Annotated in this window: 22 protein-coding genes; 3 read left to right on the top strand and 19 right to left on the bottom strand. The window is 56.3% G+C overall.

Going from position 1 to position 19,815, the window contains the following annotated elements; genetic code table 11:
• Window positions 1-23: 23 nt before the first annotated feature.
• Complete coding sequence (locus tag ET33_RS13095; protein WP_036681670.1) at window positions 24-674, bottom strand: DedA family protein; 651 nt, start codon at window positions 672-674, stop codon at window positions 24-26.
• A gap of 139 nt (window positions 675-813) precedes the next feature.
• Window positions 814-1,464 (bottom strand): pyroglutamyl-peptidase I, encoded by a 651-nt coding sequence (pcp, locus tag ET33_RS13090; protein ID WP_036681668.1) that lies wholly within the window; start codon window positions 1,462-1,464, stop codon window positions 814-816.
• Between the two features lie 110 nt (window positions 1,465-1,574).
• On the opposite strand from pcp, the gene ET33_RS13085 reads away from it, so the two are divergent.
• Window positions 1,575-2,333, top strand: coding sequence for an IclR family transcriptional regulator (locus ET33_RS13085; protein WP_036681665.1), 759 nt, complete (start codon window positions 1,575-1,577; stop codon window positions 2,331-2,333).
• 22 nt (window positions 2,334-2,355) lie between these two features.
• On the opposite strand, the gene ET33_RS13080 is transcribed toward ET33_RS13085, so the two are convergent.
• The 11 genes from ET33_RS13080 to ET33_RS36380 all read right to left on the bottom strand — a co-directional run bounded on the left by ET33_RS13080 (window position 2,356) and on the right by ET33_RS36380 (window position 11,571).
• Window positions 2,356-3,306, bottom strand: a complete 951-nt coding sequence (locus tag ET33_RS13080) for a DUF979 domain-containing protein (protein ID WP_036681663.1) — start codon at window positions 3,304-3,306, stop codon at window positions 2,356-2,358.
• Complete coding sequence (locus tag ET33_RS13075) at window positions 3,296-4,018, bottom strand: DUF969 domain-containing protein (RefSeq protein WP_036681660.1); 723 nt, start codon at window positions 4,016-4,018, stop codon at window positions 3,296-3,298. Before ET33_RS13075 ends, ET33_RS13080 begins: the two co-directional genes overlap by 11 nt.
• A 16-nt stretch (window positions 4,019-4,034) precedes the next feature.
• Entirely contained in the window at window positions 4,035-4,808 is a 774-nt protein-coding gene (locus tag ET33_RS13070) for a LamB/YcsF family protein (RefSeq protein ID WP_036681656.1), read from the bottom strand.
• A 52-nt stretch (window positions 4,809-4,860) separates the two neighbouring features.
• Window positions 4,861-5,871, bottom strand: coding sequence for a 5-oxoprolinase subunit C family protein (locus tag ET33_RS13065; RefSeq protein ID WP_036681652.1), 1,011 nt, complete (start codon window positions 5,869-5,871; stop codon window positions 4,861-4,863).
• On the bottom strand, window positions 5,868-6,638 hold the full coding sequence (pxpB, locus tag ET33_RS13060) for a 5-oxoprolinase subunit PxpB (RefSeq protein ID WP_081890313.1): 771 nt from the start codon (window positions 6,636-6,638) through the stop codon (window positions 5,868-5,870). The genes ET33_RS13065 and pxpB overlap by 4 nt, the downstream gene beginning before the upstream one ends.
• Window positions 6,639-6,653: 15 nt before the next feature.
• The gene (gene accC / locus ET33_RS13055) at window positions 6,654-8,024 is read right to left on the bottom strand and encodes an acetyl-CoA carboxylase biotin carboxylase subunit (protein WP_036681648.1); all 1,371 of its coding nucleotides are present in this window, start codon (window positions 8,022-8,024) and stop codon (window positions 6,654-6,656) included.
• Window positions 8,025-8,058: 34 nt separating this feature from the next.
• Window positions 8,059-8,565 (bottom strand): acetyl-CoA carboxylase biotin carboxyl carrier protein, encoded by a 507-nt coding sequence (locus tag ET33_RS13050; protein ID WP_036681646.1) that lies wholly within the window; start codon window positions 8,563-8,565, stop codon window positions 8,059-8,061.
• A 197-nt stretch (window positions 8,566-8,762) separates the two neighbouring features.
• The gene (locus ET33_RS13045) at window positions 8,763-9,329 is read right to left on the bottom strand and encodes a GNAT family N-acetyltransferase (protein ID WP_036681643.1); all 567 of its coding nucleotides are present in this window, start codon (window positions 9,327-9,329) and stop codon (window positions 8,763-8,765) included.
• Window positions 9,330-9,362: 33 nt separating this feature from the next.
• Window positions 9,363-10,082, bottom strand: coding sequence for an ABC transporter substrate-binding protein (locus tag ET33_RS13040; RefSeq protein WP_036681639.1), 720 nt, complete (start codon window positions 10,080-10,082; stop codon window positions 9,363-9,365).
• Window positions 10,083-10,251: 169 nt separating this feature from the next.
• Window positions 10,252-10,899: an SgrR family transcriptional regulator gene (locus ET33_RS13030; protein ID WP_036681632.1), complete on the bottom strand. Its 648-nt coding sequence runs from the start codon at window positions 10,897-10,899 to the stop codon at window positions 10,252-10,254.
• 93 nt (window positions 10,900-10,992) lie between these two features.
• Window positions 10,993-11,571, bottom strand: coding sequence for a hypothetical protein (locus ET33_RS36380; protein WP_051775312.1), 579 nt, complete (start codon window positions 11,569-11,571; stop codon window positions 10,993-10,995).
• A gap of 155 nt (window positions 11,572-11,726) precedes the next feature.
• Between ET33_RS36380 and ET33_RS13020 the strand changes: the two genes are divergently transcribed.
• Window positions 11,727-12,053: an ArsR/SmtB family transcription factor gene (locus tag ET33_RS13020; protein ID WP_036681629.1), complete on the top strand. Its 327-nt coding sequence runs from the start codon at window positions 11,727-11,729 to the stop codon at window positions 12,051-12,053.
• 73 nt (window positions 12,054-12,126) lie between these two features.
• Here ET33_RS13020 and ET33_RS13015 read toward each other — a convergent pair whose 3' ends face one another.
• Both ET33_RS13015 and ET33_RS13010 read right to left on the bottom strand, forming a co-directional pair.
• Window positions 12,127-13,512, bottom strand: a complete 1,386-nt coding sequence (locus ET33_RS13015) for an ADP-ribosylglycohydrolase family protein (protein ID WP_036681625.1) — start codon at window positions 13,510-13,512, stop codon at window positions 12,127-12,129.
• 42 nt (window positions 13,513-13,554) lie between these two features.
• Window positions 13,555-14,457 carry an AraC family transcriptional regulator gene (locus tag ET33_RS13010; protein WP_036681622.1) on the bottom strand — a complete coding sequence of 301 codons (903 nt, stop codon included), beginning with the start codon at window positions 14,455-14,457 and terminating at the stop codon, window positions 13,555-13,557.
• A 178-nt stretch (window positions 14,458-14,635) separates the two neighbouring features.
• On the opposite strand from ET33_RS13010, the gene ET33_RS13005 reads away from it, so the two are divergent.
• A complete protein-coding gene (locus tag ET33_RS13005; protein WP_036681618.1) occupies window positions 14,636-16,363 on the top strand; it encodes a SulP family inorganic anion transporter in 1,728 nt (575 codons plus the stop codon).
• Window positions 16,364-16,417: 54 nt separating this feature from the next.
• Here the strand turns inward: ET33_RS13005 and ET33_RS13000 are convergent, their stop codons facing one another.
• The 4 genes from ET33_RS13000 to ET33_RS12985 all read right to left on the bottom strand — a co-directional run bounded on the left by ET33_RS13000 (window position 16,418) and on the right by ET33_RS12985 (window position 19,725).
• Entirely contained in the window at window positions 16,418-16,597 is a 180-nt protein-coding gene (locus ET33_RS13000) for a small acid-soluble spore protein H (RefSeq protein WP_036681614.1), read from the bottom strand.
• A 99-nt stretch (window positions 16,598-16,696) separates the two neighbouring features.
• Complete coding sequence (locus ET33_RS12995) at window positions 16,697-17,467, bottom strand: LutC/YkgG family protein (protein ID WP_036681610.1); 771 nt, start codon at window positions 17,465-17,467, stop codon at window positions 16,697-16,699.
• Window positions 17,460-18,998, bottom strand: coding sequence for a LutB/LldF family L-lactate oxidation iron-sulfur protein (locus ET33_RS12990; protein ID WP_051775311.1), 1,539 nt, complete (start codon window positions 18,996-18,998; stop codon window positions 17,460-17,462). Before ET33_RS12990 ends, ET33_RS12995 begins: the two co-directional genes overlap by 8 nt.
• On the bottom strand, window positions 18,979-19,725 hold the full coding sequence (locus ET33_RS12985; RefSeq protein WP_036681606.1) for a (Fe-S)-binding protein: 747 nt from the start codon (window positions 19,723-19,725) through the stop codon (window positions 18,979-18,981). The genes ET33_RS12990 and ET33_RS12985 overlap by 20 nt, the downstream gene beginning before the upstream one ends.
• Window positions 19,726-19,815: the final 90 nt, after the last annotated feature.

Raw genomic sequence — 19,815 nt, 5'->3', positions numbered from 1 at the left:
CCCCGGACGCCGCCGTTTTTTCCTTATTTTGCAGAGCGGACGAACAGCTTCTGCAGTCCCTCGTATCTCGCACGCAGCCACTGAATCAGCAGCGCTTTTTTCTTCCTCGCCAGCACCGCCAACCCCGCAAGCAGAGCAAGAACGACGATCGCCCCGAAGGAATATTGGGTAATCAGATGCAGCAGCTGCTCGATTTTCGCTCCAAAAATATGGCCTATCGTCACGTAAGTCATCACCCACAAAATCCCGCCGATTCCGTTGTAAAGCAGAAGCGTGCCGAAGCGGACCTTGAGAATCCCGGCAACATAGCCCGTAAAGTGCCGCAGACCGGGGACGAAATAACTGACCAGAATGAGCTTGTCTCCGTATTTTCCGAACCATTCCGTCAATTGGCGGAGACGCTCCGGCTTAAGGAAAAAGTACTTACCGTATTTTTCAAAAAACGGGGTGCCAAGCCGTCGGCCCAGCATATAGGTGACGAACGTGCCGGTAATGGCCCCGAGATACGACACGAGGATGATGGAGGCCAGTTGAAACGTGCCCAAGGAAGCCATATGCCCTGCAATGGCCATAGCCAATTCTCCCGGAAACGGCAGCGCCAGCGATTCGGCGAACAATCCGAAGAATAAGACGAAGTAACCGTACTGTCCAAACATTTGACTAATCCATTCCATGATCAGGCTCCTTATCGACAAAATTCCGTCTGTGTATCAGCTATTCCAAGTATAGCTGGATGACGGACTGTCAATAACGGCCTTAGGGTTAGTTTTGGAACTGGCCTTTGGTCTTGGTAAACCTACGACTTAAAGACAGTTAGCAGATTTGCCCTGTTGAAACGACGATATCCTCTTGATAACGGATAGCTGCCCCGATTCCTGCCTCCAGCCCTTTGACGATAGCCTCCAGACTCATGCTCGGCTGTCCTTTATGCTGCACGGCTTGTTCCGGCAAAAATGGAATATGAATAAATCCTCCGCGAACCGCCGCATTGTCCGTCGTTGCCAGATGATGCATCAAGCCGTAAAACAGATGATTGCAAACGAACGTGCCGGCCGTATGCGATACGGAAGCCGGAATGCCGTGATCATTCATCTCCTTCACCATGGCTTTAATCGGAAGCGTGGACCAATAGGCGGCGGGGCCCCCGGGGATGACCGGCGTATCGATCGGCTGCTGCCCGTCATTGTCGGCAATCCGGGCGTCATTGATATTAATGGCGATCCTTTCGATCGTAATATCCGGCCGGCCACCGGCTTGACCGACACAAATGACGAGCTTCGGCTTGATTTCCGACACAGCCGCAAGCAGTCGCTCAATCGATTTATCGAATACCGTCGGGATCTCGCGGGTCTCCACGCGATGGCCGTCCACCGTTATTCCCTGCAGCCTTCGAACGAGTTCCAAAGCGGGATTGAGCGCCTGCCCTCCAAAAGGATCAAACCCGGTAACAAGAATGTTTTCCACTATCATATCCTCCTCGCGATATAAAACCTGGTTGCAAAGCTGGAATGTATTTTCATATTTTAATATAATTGAAGCAGCGTTCCGATATACGGAACGAGTTGGAGGTTGCCATGCAGAATAAAAACAAGACCGTCGTCAAAGCCAAAGAGATTCTGGATCTCTTTCTAACCTACGAACAGCTATCTTTGCAGGAAATGTCGGCGTTGTCGGGACTAGCGAAAACGACCGTGCACCGCATGATCGGCTCGCTTGAGGAAATGGGCCTGCTCGCCAAAACCGCAGAAGGAAAATACGAGCTCGGCTTCATGTTCCTGCAATTCGGACAGTTGGTCAAGGAGCGTCTCGATATCCGCAAAATCGCCCTGCCGGTCATGAAGCAGCTGCGGGACGATGTGGAAGAGGCGGCCAATCTGGTCATCCGGGAAGGGAGCGAAGCGATCTACATCGAGAAAGTCGATACGACCCAGCCGGTAAGGGTGTTCACCCAAATCGGCCGCAGAGCTGCTCTTTACGCCGGAGCCTGTCCACGGATTTTGCTCTCGTTCATGTCGTCACAGGAGCTGCAGAAGTATATGGAAGAAACGCCGCTCGTCGCCTACGCAGACGGCACGATCACCGATAAGCGGAAGCTTATCGAGTCGATTCAAGAAGCGAAAACGCGCGGCTACACAATCAGTCATTCGGAGCTGCGCAATTTTACTTCGGCCGTGGCCGTTCCTATTTATAATTATAGCGGACAAGTGATTGCAGGGCTAAGCATCTCCGGATTAGAAAACCGCTTTACCGAACAGCGGCTGCCGGAATTAATCGAGAAGACCGTGGCCGCAGGTAAAGCGATTTCCAAAAATATGGGATATTTAGAGCATTGACACGATGTGCGGCGGACTGCCGCTAAAAAGCGAGAACATACATCAGCACGATATTGGTCGCCAACAAGATTAGAGCTGTCGGCACTTGGGCCTTGATGACACTATACTTGGGCAAATCGAGCAAAGCGGCCGGCACGATGTTAAAGTTGGCCCCCATCGGCGTCATCAGCGTCCCGCAGTAACCGGACAGCATGCCGATGGCGCACATGATGGCCGGATTAGCCCCATGCATGCCCACGAGCAGCGGAAGGCCTATGCCTGCCGTCATGACCGGGAACGCGGCGAAAGCGTTTCCCATAATCATCGTAAATACGGCCATCCCGATGGAATAGGCAGCTACGACGAGCAGACGGTTGTCCACCGGAATGGAGGAACCGACCAGCTCCGCGACCACTTTGCCGACCCCCGCTGCGGAGAACAGCGCCCCCAAGCTGGCAAGCGTTTGCGGAAGCACGGCAGCCCAACCGATGGAATCGAGCAGGCGCCGCGATTCCTTCACCGGGACAATGCTTTTTTGTTTGGTCAGCATTATGCCCGCGATGAATGCCAGTACACACGCCACGCCAAGGCTGGCCAGCGTTACGTTGGACTTGTCCAGCAGCCGCAAGCCGCCGATGGTCACATCCTTGAGCAGGGTAGCTCCGATTAGCGTCAGAAGAGGAATCATCAGAATCGGCAGGAACAGCTTGTTTTTATATTTCGCTGCCGAAGCCGCCCTCTCTTCATCCGATACTTGCTTATGCTTGCCCGACCGCACGCCGCCAAAGCCGGCAATGACCGCCATGACAATGACGATGATCCCCATATACATAGGTGGAATAAGCTTGCCGAAAGCAAAGGATACAGCGAAAAGCGCCCAAAACGCCGCCGTCAGCAGCCGCTTCGGATTGCTTGTATCCTTCAAGCTGAGACCTGCGATAATTGCCAAAAAGACCGCGGCGACATAGTAAACGTATTCCAGATTAACTAGCATGGCTCTGCACCTCTTCCAAGGTAACTTCAGACGAGCCGGACGGCTCCGAATCCATCATCTGCTTGATTTTACGATCCAGCAGGTACAGCCTTATGCCATGAATCACAAAAGCCGCAATCGCCGTCGGAATCCCCCAGACGGAAACGTGCAGAGGCTCCACTTGAATGCCGTTCTGCGCCAGGAAGCCTTGGATTAGCAGCACGGCGCCAAAAGCGATAAAGATGTCCTCTCCAAAAAACAGACCCACATTGTCCGTCGATGCGGATAAAGCTTTGATCCGATCGGACACGTTTTTGGGCAAAGGTCCGTGTCTGTGCGCTGCCGCGCCTTCGGCCATCGGAGAAACAAGCGGACGAACCATCTGGGCGTGCCCGCCAAGGCTGGTCAGCCCTATGGCTGCGGTCGCTTGACGGATAAGCAGGTAGACCAGCAGCAATCGGCCTGTCGTGGCCGCTTTAATTTTGCCGATCAGCTGCTGCGACTGCTCCTTCAGACCGTAGCGTTCCAACAATCCGACGACCGGCAGCGTGAGGATAAACAAGGACAAATAGCGGTTGGAAACGAAAGCGTTGCCGAAGGTCGTTAAAATTTCGCCGAAGGACAGATGGCCGGCAATTCCTGTCACAATCCCGGCCACGCAAACGACAAGCAGCGGATTAAAGCGCAGGGCGAAGCCGACGATGACGATCAAGACTCCAAGCAGCGTCAACATAAATGTATTCCTCCCTTTAGATGTTGCGGTTATCGTGAGCCGGCACTAGCGCAATTCCTTCGGCTTGGAGCATGTCCCGGATCCCGCGGGCGAAATCCACGGCATGCTTCCCGTCGCCATGAATACAGATCGTCTCGGCTAGGATGGGAACGTCCGCCCCCTGCTGCGATCTGGCCGTTCCTTCCTTCACCATGTTCATAATTTGCTTGACGGCGGCCGACGGATCACTGATCAAGGCGTCCGGTTGGCTGCGCGGAGTCAGGCTTCCGTCCGATTGATAGGTGCGGTCGGCAAACACCTCGCTTGCCGTCAGCAAGCCGAGCTTGGCCCCCGCACGAATCAGCTCACTTCCGGACAGGCCGTACAAAATCAGCTGCGGATTGACTTTATAAACGGCCTCTGCAATCGCCTCCGCCAGCTTGGCGCTGCGGGCCGCCATATTGTATAATGCCCCGTGCGGCTTGACGTGACGCATCACGCCCCCTTCCGCTTGGACGAAGCCGTTCAGCGCCCCGATTTGATAGACGACCATGTCAAACGCTTCCTGTGGCGAAATATCCATATTCCGCCGGCCGAAGCCGATCAAGTCCGGAAGCCCCGGATGGGCGCCGATGGCCACCTTGTTACCCAGCGCGGACTTGACGGTTTGACGCATCGTGCCGGGATCTCCGGCGTGGAAGCCGCAAGCGATGTTCACCGAAGTGACGAGCCGCAGCATTTCCTCGTCGTTCCCCTGCTTATAGGCCCCAAAGCTTTCCCCCAGATCGCAATTTAAATCCATCACATACACAGGCTGCCGCCTCCTTTCAAATTTCAGCGGATAACGCACCGCCAGACGTCATTCACCGGGCCTTTAAATAAAGCTTGATCGCCCTGGTCAATCGTTCGAATTCCAGTTCTTTCCGGATATAAAGCTCCTCCGCCTCCCGCAAAGAAACCTCGGCGAACCGGATGCTGTCTCCGGGCTTGGCTTGAGCCAAAACGGGAAGGTCCGCCGTGATGACCTGAGCGATTCTCGGATAGCCTCCGATGGTTTGGCGGTCCGCCATCAGCACGATCGGATTCCCTTCGGGCGGCACCTGCACGGTACCGAATGAAACCGCTTCAGATAGTGTCTCCAGCGATTCCTTAAAAGCCAGCGTCTCCCCCTGCAGCCGGTAGCCCATCCGGTCCGACTGCGGCGAAATCCGAAAGGATCGGGTGACAAACGCGGCTTGGCTTTCTTCCGTAAAAGCATCGTATTCCCGGCCCCGGATCACCCGGATCACGGGATCATTGCCATAGGCGGGCAGCGCCTCGTTCCCCATAAACCATTCCGCTGCCAGCCACCTCCTCGTACGAAGAGCGGACTGCCGGGCTTTCAGGTAACCGGCCGCCGGTTCGGAAGGAAGACCGCAGCCAAGCCGGTCGTCGGCCTTCAAGGCTCTTCCTTCGTGCCCTCCGATTCCCGCCCGCAGATACGTGCTGCGGCTGTGCATCACCGGCGGAACATCGATTCCGCCCGCTACCGCCAAATACGCGCGGGCGCCCGACCGGCACGGCCCGAATTCGAGCATCGAGCCCTCCCTGATCAAGAGGGGCCTCCATAAAGGAACCGGCTCTCCTTCAATCGCAGACGACAGATTTCCGCCGCAGATGGAAATGAGCGAATCAGACTCAAACCGGATGACCGTTCCCATCAACGTGATTTCCAAGGCGGCTGCATTGTCCTCGTTGCCGACCAGCGCATTCGCCGCACGAAGCGCGAACATATCCATAGCCCCGCTGACGATAACCCCCTGCCGCTGAAATCCAAACCTTCCTTTATCCTGTACCGTGGTCAAGAGTCCCGGATTGACGATCTGCATGCTCATGTGCTGCCCTCTCTCCACTCTTCGAATTGTTTAAGCGCGATCGGCTGGAATCGCACGATATCTCCCGCCTTCAGCAAGCTGGGCGAAGGGTGGTCGGGGCGAAATAACGGCAGCGGCGTTCTTCCGATCAGCTGCCATCCTCCCGGCGTAGAGATCGGATAAATTCCGGTCTGGTTTCCTCCGATGCCTACCGTTCCCGCCTCAATCTGCAGCCGCGGCGTGCTTCGCCGTGGCGTGGCGATACGTTCGGATAGTCCGCCCAAGTAAGGAAAGCCCGGAGCGAACCCGATCATATAGACTAAATAATCTTGAGACGAATGGATTTCGATGACTTCCTCGGGAGTCAGTCCATGATATTCGGCCACGCTGTTCAAGTCCGGCCCCAGCTCGCCTCCGTAGCATACAGGAATATGCACGATATTCGAAGCGCTTTCAAAGGTGTTGTCCAAGTTAGCGGCCGCCCGCTTGATGATGCCTTGGATCATCTCATACGGGGAGCGGAACCCGCTGCCGCCTCGCACTCTGCAGCTTTCCCCCGTCACTGGATCGCACAGCTTCAAGGGATCGTAAAACACGGTAACCGTCACAAAGGCCGGAACAATTTCGATCAGCCCCGGAAACGGATGCCGCTCAAGATAGGCGGCCAGAGCTTGAACTTGGTGGTGCGTCTTCGGATCAATGCCGCTACCCAATTGGACGGAAACCGCGGCATCGCCCAGCGGAACTATTTCCGGCTCCATCCGCTCTTCGCGCTGGTTGTCAGGCATGCTGCCCACCTCTTTTCATCGATGTTCGTTCGCGGGTCGGTCCGGATGGATTTCATGCGTTTCCAGGAACTTCGTATCAAAATCGCCCGATATGAACGTCTCGTGCTCCATCAATTGCCGATGGAACGGAATCGTCGTCTTGATCCCGTCGATCACAAACTCGTCCAGCGCCCTTCTCATACGTCGAATGGCATCCTGCCGGTCTTTGCCCCAAACAATGAGCTTCGCGACCATGGAGTCGTAGAACGGCGAAATCTGATAGCCGGCATATACCGAGCTGTCAACCCGGACACCGAAGCCTCCCGGGGGCGTGTAAGCCGTAACTTTGCCCGGCGAGGGCATGAAATCTTGAGCCGGATTCTCGGCATTGATTCGGCACTCCATCGCCCATCCGTTGATACGGACGTCCTGTTGACGGAACGAAAGCGGGCAGCCTGCCGCTACGGTCAACTGTTCTTTGATGAGGTCAATCCCGGTGACCATTTCCGTGACCGGATGTTCGACCTGAATGCGCGTGTTCATTTCCATAAAATAGAACCGCCCATGCCGATCCAGCAGAAATTCTACGGTACCCGCGCCACGATAATTGACCGCTTTGGCGGCGACGACGGCCGCAGCGCCCATTCGTTCCCGCAATCCGCTGTCGATCGCAGGGGACGGCGCCTCTTCCACCAGCTTCTGATGGCGTCGTTGAATCGAACAATCCCTTTCGCCAAGATAAACGACTTGGCCCTCTTGGTCGGCCATAATTTGCACTTCGACGTGCCTTGGACCTTCCAAGTATTTTTCCAGATAGACGCCCGAATTGCCGAACGCTGCGTCCGCTTCTTTCCGCGCTTGCTGGATGACCTCGGCCAGCTGCTTTTCGTCCTGGGCCACTCTCATCCCTTTCCCTCCGCCGCCGGCGGTTGCTTTCACGATCACCGGATAACCGATTTCCGCCGCCATCCGTACAGCGTCTTCCACCCGGTTGATGATGCCGTCCGTACCCGGAACGACCGGAACGCCTGCCTGCCGCATCGTTTCTTTGGCCACGGCCTTGTAGCCCATCTTGCGAATCGCTTCCGCGTCCGGTCCGATAAACGCGATGTCGTATTGTTCGCATGTCTCCGCAAAATCGGCATTTTCAGACAGAAATCCGTAGCCGGGATGAATAGCGTCGGCCCCTGCATGCAAAGCAACGGCGATCAGACGGGCCACATTCAAATAGCTGTCCTTGGCGGCCGTCGGCCCAATACAGTAGGCTTCGTCCGCCATGCTCACATGCAAGGCAGCTTTGTCCGCTTGGGAGTATATTGCAACCGTTTTCATATCCAGTTCTTTACATGCCCTTATAATGCGAACGGCGATTTCTCCCCGGTTGGCGATCAATACTTTCTTCAACATGAGATGCTCCCTTCCATCCGTTTGGTTCACGCGATTACTCGGGTTTGACGATAAAGAGTGGCTGCCCGTATTCCACGAATTGCCCGTTCTCGGCGGCGATCTCCACGATTTCTCCTGTTACCTTGGCCGATACTTCCGTGAACAGCTTCATGGCCTCCAGCACGCAAACCACCTTGTCCGGGGTTACCTTGTCTCCAACCTGCACATAAGGCGCTGCTCCTTGCTCAGCCGACGCATAAAACGTGCCGACGGTCGGCGCGACGATCTCGATGAGCTTGAGGGTATCCGCCTCCGTGTTCTTTTCGGGCACTGCCGGATGCTCGCCGCCGTCGGGTTCTGAAGGCTTCGCGGCCGCAGCTTCCGCATGATCCGCTATGGGCTCCGCCGCCGGCTTCGAGCTGCGTTTGTCCGCTTTTGGCGAAAAGAAAGCGTTGTCTTTTACGATTAATAATTTTGCCATCCCATCCGAATATTTAAACTTCTGAACGGGCGATCTGCCGATCAGTTCGATGATGTCTTGCAGCTCTTGTTTCGTAAACACGTTGCCGCCTCCTTGACAGGAATTCGTGAAATCATGAGTCAAAATCTTGTCGTACCGAATTTCGGAATTTAAGTTCCGTTTTTTAATAGTTTGATTGTAGCAACATCTTTCTAAAAAAACAAGATGCTATGTGATGTTTTTTAACATAAAAAAGCCTCAAACCCGCCGAAAATCCGGGGGCTTGAGGCTATTATTCTTTACTTCACGGGAACGACCCGCTTCACCATATGATCATACAAATGTCCGCTGACCTGAAGCTGACCGTCCGCTTCGTAGCCCTTGGCCTCATACAACCGTCTCGCTTTGTCGTTGCTTTCCTCGACGATCAGCGATACTTTGTCGTATCCTCGCCTTGCGGCTTCCGCTTCGAACGCCTCCATCAAAGCCTTGGCAATACCCTGCCCTTGATAGGCCGGATCGACGGCGAGCGAATCCAAATAAAACTCGTCGTCCCGCGCTTCCTTCGTTAGTGTGATATCCGGTTGTCCGTTCGCGGCAAGCCGCTCGACGAGCGGCCGATCCAATTCGGCCGTACGGCTGCCGTGGTAGAACAGTATAAAGCCGACCGGACGTCCATCCCGCTCCGCAACGAGCGTATTCTCATAGCTGAGCCGGTTGTCCTGGCGCTCGAAAAATTCGCGCAAAATATGCTGCGCCTGCTCCGGATCGGTAGTGCCCGTCAAAGTAAACGCAATATCGCCGATGGCGGAATAAATGAGCGGTATGACGCTAGCTGCGTCTCCCGGTTGAGCTTGTCTTATCATAAAAATCCTCCTTAAGCTTCGGCCGCGTAAGTCTTACACGGACTGCAGCCAAACATTTTTGAAATCGATCCAGCCGAGCGAATTGAACGTTACCCCGCGCAAGGACGGATCGTGCACCGTCTGCAGCCCTTTGAACAAGAGGAACAGCACCACATGCTCGTGGTTCATAAGCGCCTCCAGCTCCTGCATCCGGTGCTTGCGATATTCGGGTGACGGAGAGGCCAGCAGGTCAGAGGCGATTTTGTCTACGCGCGCGCTCACCTCTTCGTCCATAACCAGGCGAACATAGCTGTCTTCGCGCAAATACAGCTCCAGCAGCGACACTTCCCCTTCGTCGATCACGAATTGGTGCAGCAGCGCCTCCGCGTTCAACTTATGGTCCCGGACCCGCTGTGCCAGCTCGGAGATCTCATAGCAGACAACCTCCGCCTCGATCCCGAACGCCCGGCAGCGGTCCCGCAGCCAGTATGCGTCCGCCAGATGCTTCCAGATGGCCGCGATCCGGAACGGCTCTCCCGTATACCCCATCTCGTCCAAAAGCTTCCGGGCGACGGACGGATCGAACGCATGATCCTCCTGCCCCAAATAATCGTGAGGCTGCATCCCGGTTGCAGGAAAACGGCGATTTTCGCCGAGACGCTCCACCATGCTTTTCCGGTCCACCAAATGATGGAGCGCTTTGCGAAACCGCACGTCCTGCTGCGGCCCGCCCTGCCGCATATTGTAGGACAACATCGTACAGCCGTTGTTCAACAGCTCGATGCGCTCCCAGGATGCCGTACGGGATAGCTTGCACCTTCGTGGTTGCACAGCATTTTTTCGGAATCGCCGGCTTGGAAGTTGTGCACTTCCTCGGGCGGCAGGAACACCACCTCGACCCGGTCCAGGTGCGCCCGACCTTCGAAATAAGAAGGGTTCGCCGTCAGCACGCACCGGCTTTCGTTCCACAGTTCCAAGCGGAATGGTGGAACATGATGCCTCTCCGCAAATAAAACTTCCAAACGAGGTGGTCCGAACTGCATTCCCAGTAGTGGGCAACCTGCGGCTCCACCGTCTGCCGCTGCTCATTAAAGGTGACCAGCGTATTATACAACTGCTTCATCAAATGCGCTTCGAACGCATAGATCATCCGCCCGGGATCAAGGGTCAGAATCGACCGGAACACCGGAAAACGCAGCGTCTCGACCGGCTTGCTGTCGGCCGTTTCCTTCTTATAGCCGAAATAATCGGACAGCCAGGCCATGAACCGCTCCTTCGTATCCGTTCCTTGACCGAACCGCTCCAGCCACTCCAGCGCATCGTTCAGTCGGCCGCCCTGCACCGCCTGCTTGGACAGTTCCAACAGCAGTTCCTGCGGCTCCATAAGAAACCGGACCCGGGATACATGCCCGCGTCCGCGTCCTGGGCTCCACTCGATCCAGCCGGCGCTTTCCAGCTTTTTAAGAATCATTTTCACATTCCGCTCTGTACAAAGCCAGAGCTCCGTAAGGTTGGCCACCGACACTTCCGGCCACGCTTCCCCCGGCATATGGAAGGTACGATACAGCTCAAAGTATTGGATTTCCAGCATGATCGTTTCAGCCGCTTTCGTTTGGGTTAAGCTTATTGTACTTCTTTTTGGGCTCGGGGTGAACCCAGGGGAATGCTTTCGGGATGCGGGGGGCTAGTCGAGCTGGGCCTTGGCCTGGTGGAACCGGTGAAAATCGCTGGTCAAACGGTGCAGCTTGGCTTCGGTTCTTTTGATGAATTTCGGATTGGTGCTGTCCACTATTTCGTCGATAAGCCAATCCAGCTTCCCTTTTAACTCGACAAGCCAGGAAGCGGGACGGTCCTGCCGGAGCCGCTGCAAATCGTCCGCGAAAGCTTCGGATAAAAAACGGAGCTTCGGCGGCTCCAGCCAACCGCGGACGGCAAAGTGGCGCGGAGTCGTATCGTACCGGAACTGCTGCCCCGGCACTTGATCCCAAAAGTCTTCCCATTCCCGAATCAAGCCGGCTTCATAATAGATATACTTCAAGAAACCGCACAGCCAAGCCGTACAGCTCGTATTGCGCTGTCCGCAGCCGATACCGTCTTCCAGAAACGGGCAGCCTGAGCAGCAGGAGCCGCCGCCCGGAATACAAACTTTACAGATCAGATCCGCTCCCACACCTTCGAGATAAGCCAAACCCGCTTCGATCACTTCTTGTTTGGTCGTCGGGCGCGCAAGCTCTTTTTGTTGCCGAGTCCAAAAGCCGGACATATGCCATCGCCTCTTTCCAACGAATAACCGGTCAAATCTTTGATTATTTGAATATAACAATATTATACGTTCACGGTTTGTTTTACAACCGGCTTCTTATCTGTGGTATGATATTCATATATTCAGACGTTCAACGTTTTAAGGGGCTTAGATCCATGAATCGTGAAATCCAGCAGTTTAAAGCGGAGTTTTTCAAAGCATTGGCGCATCCTATGCGCATCCGGATTCTTGAGGTGCTGTGCGAAGGGGACAAAAACGTTAACGAGCTGCAGGCTATTCTGAGAAGCGAAGGCTCCGCCGTGTCGCAGCATTTGGCCGTACTCCGCAGCAAAAATGTGGTCAGCGGAACCAAAGAAGGAACCTCCGTTATTTATTCTTTACGCGATCCTCTGATTAAAGACCTCCTCGGGGTAGCCAGACAAATCTTCGATAATCATTTGGTGGACGCCATCTCACTGCTTGAAAACATACGCAACGAATAATTATGCCGATGGACGGTTGCAAATGTCGAAAAACCGGTCTCCTTGTGCTTGCAAGGAGCCGGTTTTTTGTTTGTTATCCGTTGATGCGGCGATAAACCTCGTAGCTGCGCCGGGCGCATTCCGAAATCGCGATCGGATGAAAGCCGCTTATTTCCGAATACAGCGTATCGTTCAGCTTCGCAGTCCAATGCTCCGGCAGCCGCTTCGCCCCGTCTATCGCGCCCATGATCGAACCGACGGTTGCGCCGTTGCAGTCGGTGTCCCAGCCGCCGAGCACCGCCGTCGTGACCGCGGTCTCGAAATCGCCGCGGGCGAAGACAAGCGCTGCCGCGCATAAAGCGGCGTTGTTGTTCGTATGCACCGGATGGTAATGCTTGAACGCCTCCCAGATCCGGTCGACCAGCTCGACCTGGTCTTTCGCTTCCCGGGCGATCGCCACCGCTTGTCGGATATCGGAAGCCAGGCGGCAGCGCTGCGGAATTTCGCTCAAACCGATCTCCACGATCCGCTCCGGGTCGGTTTCGACGAACGCCGCGGCGATCATCGCCGCCACGAACATAGCACCGTAGACGCCGTTCTTCACGTGGGAGAACGAAGCGTCCCGCCAAGCGAACTCGGCGGCCAGCTCGGGATGCCCCGCCGCGCCGTAGGCTAATCCGTCCACGCGGATTTGCGCGCCGATCCATTCGCGGTAAGGATTCAAGTGCATCCGCACCCACTCCTTTTGCGCATCGGAATCCGCTTCCCGCTGCCACCCCATCTGGCTGTTCAGCACCGTAAAGTTGACGTAGGACCGCGCCTCGGCGGTGAACACCTTATGAAACGGCAAATGCTTAAGCCATAGGCCGCCGACGTCCCACGAGTCCCAATCCTTTCCCTTCTCCTCCAGCAGCAGCAGACCGAGCACTGTATAACGGATATCGTCGTCGGTTTCCATATACCGGATACGCTCCAGCTCGCTTTCCTTTCCGTAGGGGGCGAGCGCCAGACCGTACCGCTCCTGTGCCCGCGACTGTCCCGGCGTATAATCGCGAATTGGCCAAGCATCCGCTCCTTCGAACCACAGCTTTACGTTGGCCCAGCCGGGATACTCGTCCGTGCCGTACAGGAACGGCCCAATCTCCAGCGGCTTGCCAAGCGCGCAGCCTACGCTTCGTCCGAGCCACGCACCATAAAACTTATCCTTCCACTGCTCCTCCGTCCACTCCGCTCGCAGCTTGCGCGGACCTTCCGGACGCGCCGCCCGGATCTCGTCCAGCCCGTTCGGCTCCGAATACGGGAAGTCCGCCGCGATCGGCAATGCGGACAATTCCTCGTAAACGGTCGTCAGCCTGACGGCATCTTCCCCGGCCTCCTCTAGCTTCGCTTGAAACCCCTCGACGTTGCAGCCTTCTTCCTTCCGCTGCTTGATTTCATCATGCAGCAAAACTTGCAGCGCTTGCCAGCCCCAACCTGCCATCTGCTCTCCCCATTTCCGTATCGAGTGTACAGCCTGCCTGACCTAAGTTGTACTTTCATTGTAATCGGCGGGAGAGCGCGTCGTCGTCTTATTTTCATCCATATTATTCTCAAAAACGGCTAGATTCCTTGCCAACTCGCGATATTCCAGAGGAGCGGACCCGACGATTTGCCGGAACGCGCGATAAAACGGCGCATGGCTTTGGAAGCCGCTAGCAAACATGACGTCCGCCATCGGCAGATCGGTGCTGGCCAGCAGCCGCTTGGCCTCGTTTACGCGCAGCCGGAGCAAATACTGTTTAAACCCGATGCCCAGCTTCTCCTGAAAAAGATGCCGCGCCCGGGACGGGCTTAAGCCAAGCCGGGCAGCTGCGTCATCGAGCGTCAGCGATTCTCGAAATCGCTCGTCGATATAATCGAGCGCTGGCTTGATGCGGTAGTAGGACGTCAATGTCCGGTTCCATTCCGCAGACGACGTTTGTCCGCTGTAATGCCTGAGCAGCAGCGCGCAAATCTGCAAAATTTTCCCCCGCATCATGCCGTGATAGCCTGGCTGCTTGTACCGCTGCTCGTCCGTGAGCTCATGGAACAGCCTTCCGATTCGGCGGGCCGTGTCCAGCTCCCCTGGAATACGGTTCTGAAACTTCGTCGGCAAATAGACGAACGGCAGCAGCAGTTCCCTATCCGCCTGCTCGATCACCATCGGGTCAAAATATAAAAACAGATAATGGCTCGGATTGTCCGCATCCGATGCGGCAGCATGCCGCTCCAGGTGGTTGACGACGAAGACGTCGCCCGGCTGCGCCGCATAAGCCTTTTGCCCGAAATAAAAAGTACCGCTGCCCGATAAACAATAACCGATCTCCAAATGGTCGTGGGTATGAAACGGATCGATATGCACGCGCGGGGACCATTCGAACAGTTGGATTGCCGGTTCATTTCGCATCCTTTTCACATCGCTCCTTGCCTGGCGGGTTACCCTGCCTTGTCAGGGCTTCGTTCTTTTCATTATACCTAAGATTATGCCAAAAAGCGGCACCTGTCCGTCATTGACAAGAACGGATTTCCGGGTGTATATTCCCCATATATTCAAATAATCAAATATATGAAAAGAAGGTCTTGTCATGAAGCGGTCGGGTAGATTTGACGGGTACAGCGCAAAAGATTTTCGCCGGGATCTGATCTCAGGCTCGATTGTCGGGGTTATAGCCATTCCTTTAGGGATGGCTTTTGCCATTGCAGCCGGAGTCAAGCCGCAGTACGGCATTTATACGACGGTGATTGCCGGATTTCTCATCTCGCTGCTCGGCGGGTCCAAATTCCAGATCGGCGGGCCCACGGGCGCGTTCGTTCCAATTTTGTTCGCCATTGTGATGCAGTACGGGTATGAAAATTTGCTGATCGCTGGCGGGCTGGCGGGAATCATCCTAGTCTTGATGGGGGTGTTCAAGCTCGGTGCGCTGATTCAATTTATTCCCCGTCCGGTGACGATCGGCTTTACCGCCGGAATCGCCGTCATCATTTTCACCGGCCAAATCGCGAATTTTCTAGGGCTGAGCGGCATCCGCAAGCATGAGGATTTTTTATCCAACATGAAAGAGATCGGGCTGCACCTGTCGACGGTAAACCTATACAGTGTCCTAACGGCGGTCGTGTGTCTCGCTCTGTTATTGGCGACCCCGAAGCTGCTGCCCCGAGTGCCCGGATCACTCGTCGGCCTGCTGGTATCCAGCGTGCTGTCGGTTGTGCTGTTCGAGGGCCGGGTCGATACGATCGGGTCGACGTACGGCGCCATTCCCGGGACGCTTCCCCAGTTTCACGTGCCGGAGGTAACGCTTGAGAAGGTAATCCCGCTTCTTGGCCCGGCCTGCATCATCGCAGCGCTCGGAGGAATCGAGTCGCTCTTGTCGGCGGTCGTAGCCGACGGCATGACGGGAAGCCGCCATCACAGCAACCGCGAGCTGATCGGACAAGGGATTGCAAATATCGTCACCCCGTTGTTCGGCGGAATTCCGGCGACGGGTGCGATTGCCAGAACCGCGGCCAATATTAAGAACGGGGCAGCGAGCCCCGTGTCGGGGATGGTGCACAGCATCTTCGTTCTCCTCGTGCTGATTGTGCTTGCCCCCTCGGCTTCTGCCATTCCGCTGGCCAGCATGGCGCCAATCCTGATGATTGTGGCCTGGAATATGAGCGAGCGCAGAGAGTTTGTTCATATTGCGAAAACAAGAACAGCCGATTCCGTCGTCCTGATCATTACTTTCTTGCTTACTGTGCTGACCGATCTGACAACGGCTGTAATCGCCGGGCTTATTCTAGCGGTCGTTCTGTTCGTCCGGCGGATGAGCGGCATGCTCAGGGTGACCAAGGTTTTGCCTGACCCGGCTTCTCACCGCGGGAAAGTGGCTTCTCATATCGTAAACGAGAGCCATGACTGTCCACAGATTGCGATTATTACGGTGGAGGGAGCGTTGTTTTTCGGAGCGGGGACGCTGTTTGAAAAATCGATTTCGGGGACGCTCGACGAACGGCCGAAAACCGTGATCCTGCGCCTCGGCAAAGTGCTGTTCATGGACACGACGGGAGAATCGTATTTGGCCGGCGTGGTCCGGGATATCGTCCGGCAAGGCGGCATTGTTCTCATCTCGGGCCTGCAGCCTCAGCCCCGGGACGTGTTAAACCGAACCAGACTTGACGAGTTGATCGGAAAAGAGCACTTTTTTGCGCATACAGGCGATGCGATCGATTACGCTTTGACCCGGTTGGAGCACCGGAAGTGTCTGGGCTGCCGGCATTTTGCCTTTCGGGAGTGCGCCACCCTATCTCAACCGGATATCGCAAACGAGCATTAAAAAAGCAGCCCCTGCCAAGTCGAGCTTGGCGGGGCTGCCGCGTTATTGAAAAGTTTAGCCTTCCATTAAGCTGTTCAGCGGAACCTCTTGCTCCTGCTCCGGCTGGCCGAGCGGATAAATTCTGGCGGACTCCCGTTCTTCGTCCACATGCTGGATATAAATCGGAACTCCTTCGTACGTCACGTCCACCATTACCGGCGAGGCGGCGATTTCCTGGGCACGCTGCTTATTCATGGCTATGACCTCCTTTGGATTAGGTAACCGTCATAGTATGCGTATAAGCGACTGGAATATGCTTCCGGCTTCCGCTTTGGAATTCGATTTAAGCCCCGTTTACCGGATAATGACCGCGTACACCTTGCCCGGACCGTGGATGCCGATCGTCAGATCGTTCTCGATGTCGGCGCTGCGGCTCGGCCCGGTAATCAGGTTAAGCGACGAAGCGTACTGTGCCGGCAGCTGTTTGCCGCGGGTGATCTGCTCGAATGCCTCACCCATCCGGTTCACAAGCTGATCGGCCCGGAAGACGGCGAACAAAATTTCCGTCAGCAAGCTCACCGAGCGGCCACGCTGCGGGGAGCATTGGAGCACCAAGGTGCTCGTATTCGCGACGGCGAAATCGGGCCAGACGATCCCGAGCTGGCAGCGCTCGGTTCGCTTCAGCAGCTCGCTCCGCTGCGCCCAGTTCGCGCCTCCCGCCGCCTTCGGCCATGCCTCGCTGTCGCCTGCTTCCACCGGCAGCCATGGCGCGACGGCGATGCCGGAGGCAGCCAGCGCCTCGTCCAAGCCAAGCGCCGTCAGGCCTTCGTGCTCCCAGCGGGACACGTGTGTCACGCCAAGCTCGGCGGCGATGTCCTGCAACCAAGCGCCGATTTTGTCCGCTGCCTCGGCTTCATCCACCACCAGCACCTTGCCGGTCAAAGCCTGCCAGTTCCGGGCAAACAGCTCGATCTTTTCCTCCGTTGAAGGCTTGATCTGCTTGTAAAACTCCGGCGCGCCGCGAAATGGATGCGCTGGAACCGCCGCCGGGACCTCCCGGCGTCCCAGCCTCGACGACACATTCGCGATAAACGCTTCGCGGCCGCGGATCGTTCCGTTACTCATGGCGCCCGCCTCCTTTCCCAGAGCCATCCGCCTTGCCCCGTCCGGGCACAGCTTGCCCGCGGGCTGCTCCGTCTTCGCTCCGGCCGCCCCGCTGCTTTAGCTCCTGCTGGAGCGTGTCCCAACGGTCGCGGAACGACAGCTTCGGCTTCATCGGGAAATGGCGGGACTGCGTCCAGCCCGCTGCCGGACCCGGCGCCTTCTTGATCACGCCTTTGCTCACGAAAGGCTTCATCATATAGTAGGCGGACTTCGTCGCCATCTTATACAGCGTGACGTTCCCGAACATCGTCTGGAACGTCTTGAAGGCGGCGCGCTCCGCCAGCGGAGTCAGCCCGAGCCGCACCTTGCGCGCCCGCAGCTGCACCAGCATGTCGTGCAGCGGAATTTTGACCGGGCATGCCTCGTGGCAGGCCCCGCACAGACTGGAGGCGTAAGCGAGCTGCCCCGCCTCCTTCATGTCCTGCTGGAGCAGCGGCGTCAGCACCGCCCCGATCGGGCCGCTGTACACGCTGCCGTAGGTGTGGCCGCCCACGTGACGGTACACGGGGCACACGTTCAGACAGGCTGCACAGCGAATGCAGTGCAGCACTTCCTGAAACACCGGATCACCGAGCTGCGCCGACCGCCCGTTGTCCAGCACGATCAGATGAAGCTCCTCCGGCCCGTCGAGCTCGCCTTCGCGTCGCGGCCCGGTGATCATCGACGTGTAAGTCGTCAGCTTCTGCCCGGTAGCGCTGCGGGCAAGCAGGTTCAAGACGACCTCCAGGTCATCATAGGTCGGCACGAGCCGCTCCATGCCCATGACGACGACGTGGCACTTTGGCAGCGTCGTCACCATCCGCCCGTTGCCTTCGTTGGACACGAGCGTGATCGCCCCTGATTCGGCAACGCCGAAATTGCAGCCGGTTAGCCCGATATCCGCTTCCAGAAAATAATTGCGCAGCCGCTGCTTGGCATACTTGGCCAGCACCTTCGTCTCCGGCGCAAACGTCTCGCCCGCTTCCTCCGAGAAAATATCCGCGATCTGCTGCTTATTTTTGTGAATCGCCGGAATGATCAGATGCGACGGCGTCTCCTTCGCGAGCTGCAAGATGTATTCGCCGAGATCCGTTTCGATCGCCTCGATCCCGCGTTCCTCCAAATGACGGTTCAGATGAATTTCCTCCGATACCATCGATTTCCCTTTTGCCACCAGCTTCGCCCGGCGTTTCTCGGCAATTTCCATAAACGTCTTGACCGCCTCATCCCCCGTCTGGCAGAAATAGACGTGGCCTCCGGCTTTGGAAACGTTATCGGTAAACTGCGTCAAATAATAGTCGAGATGTTCCACGACATGCTTGCGGATCTGTCTCCCCCGCTCCCGCCAATCCTCCCAATGGCCGAAATCGTCCGTCACCTGAAGCTTGGCCGTCTTCAGCTTGTCGGTCGTAAACGCAACCGCCTTGCGGAGAAAATCGTTCGTGAGCGCTTCTTCTGTGCGCTTTTTTAAGCCCGTGCCGATCAATTCCTTCTCACTTGCCGTGCCGCTCACCGCGCTTCACTCCTTCCTCCAGCAGCTGGGCCAGATGCATGACGCGCACCGGCTTATTCTCTTTATTCAAACGGCCTCCGATGTTCATCAGACAGCCCATGTCCGTACCGATCAACAGGTCGGCATTCGTCGCGCAGACGTTGGCGGCTTTCTCGCAGACCATCGCTTCCGACATGTCGGCCATCTTGACAGCAAACGTGCCGCCGAAGCCGCAGCAATCTTCCTTGCGGGGCAGCTCGATCAGCTCCAGCCCCTCGATATGCGCCATCAGCTCGCCCGGCTCCTCACGCACCCCGAGCAAACGCATCGCATGGCAGGACGGATGATACGTCGCTTTGCCCTCGTACACGGCGCCGAGGTCTTTGATACCCAGCACGCTGACTAAAAACTGGGAAAACTCGTACGTTTTCCCGATCAGCTTCTCCGCCTTGGCCTTCCACTCCGGCTCATTCTCGAACAGCTGCGGGTAGTAATGGTGGACCATTCCAGTACAGGATCCGGAAGGCGAGACGACATAATCGCTGTGCTCGAATGCGCGGATCAGATTGCGCGCCACCTCGCGGGCTTCATCCTGGTAGCCGCTGTTGTACGCAGGCTGTCCGCAGCAGGTCTGCATTTGAGGAAAATCAACCTCGCAGCCGTATCGGTGCAGAAGCCTGACAACGCTTTCGCCGACTTCCGGGTAGATCTGGTCGGCCAAACATGTAATGAATAAAGAAACTCGCATACAGGTCCCCATCCTTCGATTTATGGTTCCTTCTCTTACTTGTCAGGTTATCAGATAAGTTGTTATTTGAAAAGAGCCTTCTCCATAACA

The organism is Paenibacillus tyrphae (assembly GCF_000722545.1).
Taxonomy (GTDB): Bacteria; Bacillota; Bacilli; order Paenibacillales; family NBRC-103111; genus Paenibacillus_G; species Paenibacillus_G tyrfis.
This window is presented reverse-complemented; position numbering and strand designations above follow the sequence as displayed.

Bases quoted from the DNA above. Each gene is read 5' to 3' on its own strand.
- ET33_RS13065 (WP_036681652.1), bottom strand. From the start codon at position 5,871: ATGAGCATGCAGATCGTCAATCCGGGACTCTTGACCACGGTACAGGAT.
- ET33_RS13085 (WP_036681665.1), top strand. From the start codon at position 1,575: ATGCAGAATAAAAACAAGACCGTCGTCAAAGCCAAAGAGATTCTGGAT.
- ET33_RS13095 (WP_036681670.1), bottom strand. From the start codon at position 674: ATGGAATGGATTAGTCAAATGTTTGGACAGTACGGTTACTTCGTCTTA.
- ET33_RS13010 (WP_036681622.1), bottom strand. From the start codon at position 14,457: ATGCGAAATGAACCGGCAATCCAACTGTTCGAATGGTCCCCGCGCGTG.
- ET33_RS13045 (WP_036681643.1), bottom strand. From the start codon at position 9,329: ATGATAAGACAAGCTCAACCGGGAGACGCAGCTAGCGTCATACCGCTC.
- ET33_RS13030 (WP_036681632.1), bottom strand. From the start codon at position 10,899: ATGCTGGAAATCCAATACTTTGAGCTGTATCGTACCTTCCATATGCCG.
- ET33_RS12985 (WP_036681606.1), bottom strand. From the start codon at position 19,725: ATGCGAGTTTCTTTATTCATTACATGTTTGGCCGACCAGATCTACCCG.
- ET33_RS13000 (WP_036681614.1), bottom strand. From the start codon at position 16,597: ATGAATAAGCAGCGTGCCCAGGAAATCGCCGCCTCGCCGGTAATGGTG.
- ET33_RS13080 (WP_036681663.1), bottom strand. From the start codon at position 3,306: ATGCTAGTTAATCTGGAATACGTTTACTATGTCGCCGCGGTCTTTTTG.
- ET33_RS13075 (WP_036681660.1), bottom strand. From the start codon at position 4,018: ATGTTGACGCTGCTTGGAGTCTTGATCGTCATCGTCGGCTTCGCCCTG.
- ET33_RS13005 (WP_036681618.1), top strand. From the start codon at position 14,636: ATGAAGCGGTCGGGTAGATTTGACGGGTACAGCGCAAAAGATTTTCGC.
- accC (WP_036681648.1), bottom strand. From the start codon at position 8,024: ATGTTGAAGAAAGTATTGATCGCCAACCGGGGAGAAATCGCCGTTCGC.
- ET33_RS36380 (WP_051775312.1), bottom strand. From the start codon at position 11,571: ATGTCCGGCTTTTGGACTCGGCAACAAAAAGAGCTTGCGCGCCCGACG.
- ET33_RS12995 (WP_036681610.1), bottom strand. From the start codon at position 17,467: ATGAGTAACGGAACGATCCGCGGCCGCGAAGCGTTTATCGCGAATGTG.
- ET33_RS13020 (WP_036681629.1), top strand. From the start codon at position 11,727: ATGAATCGTGAAATCCAGCAGTTTAAAGCGGAGTTTTTCAAAGCATTG.
- ET33_RS13015 (WP_036681625.1), bottom strand. From the start codon at position 13,512: ATGGCAGGTTGGGGCTGGCAAGCGCTGCAAGTTTTGCTGCATGATGAA.
- pxpB (WP_081890313.1), bottom strand. From the start codon at position 6,638: ATGCCTGACAACCAGCGCGAAGAGCGGATGGAGCCGGAAATAGTTCCG.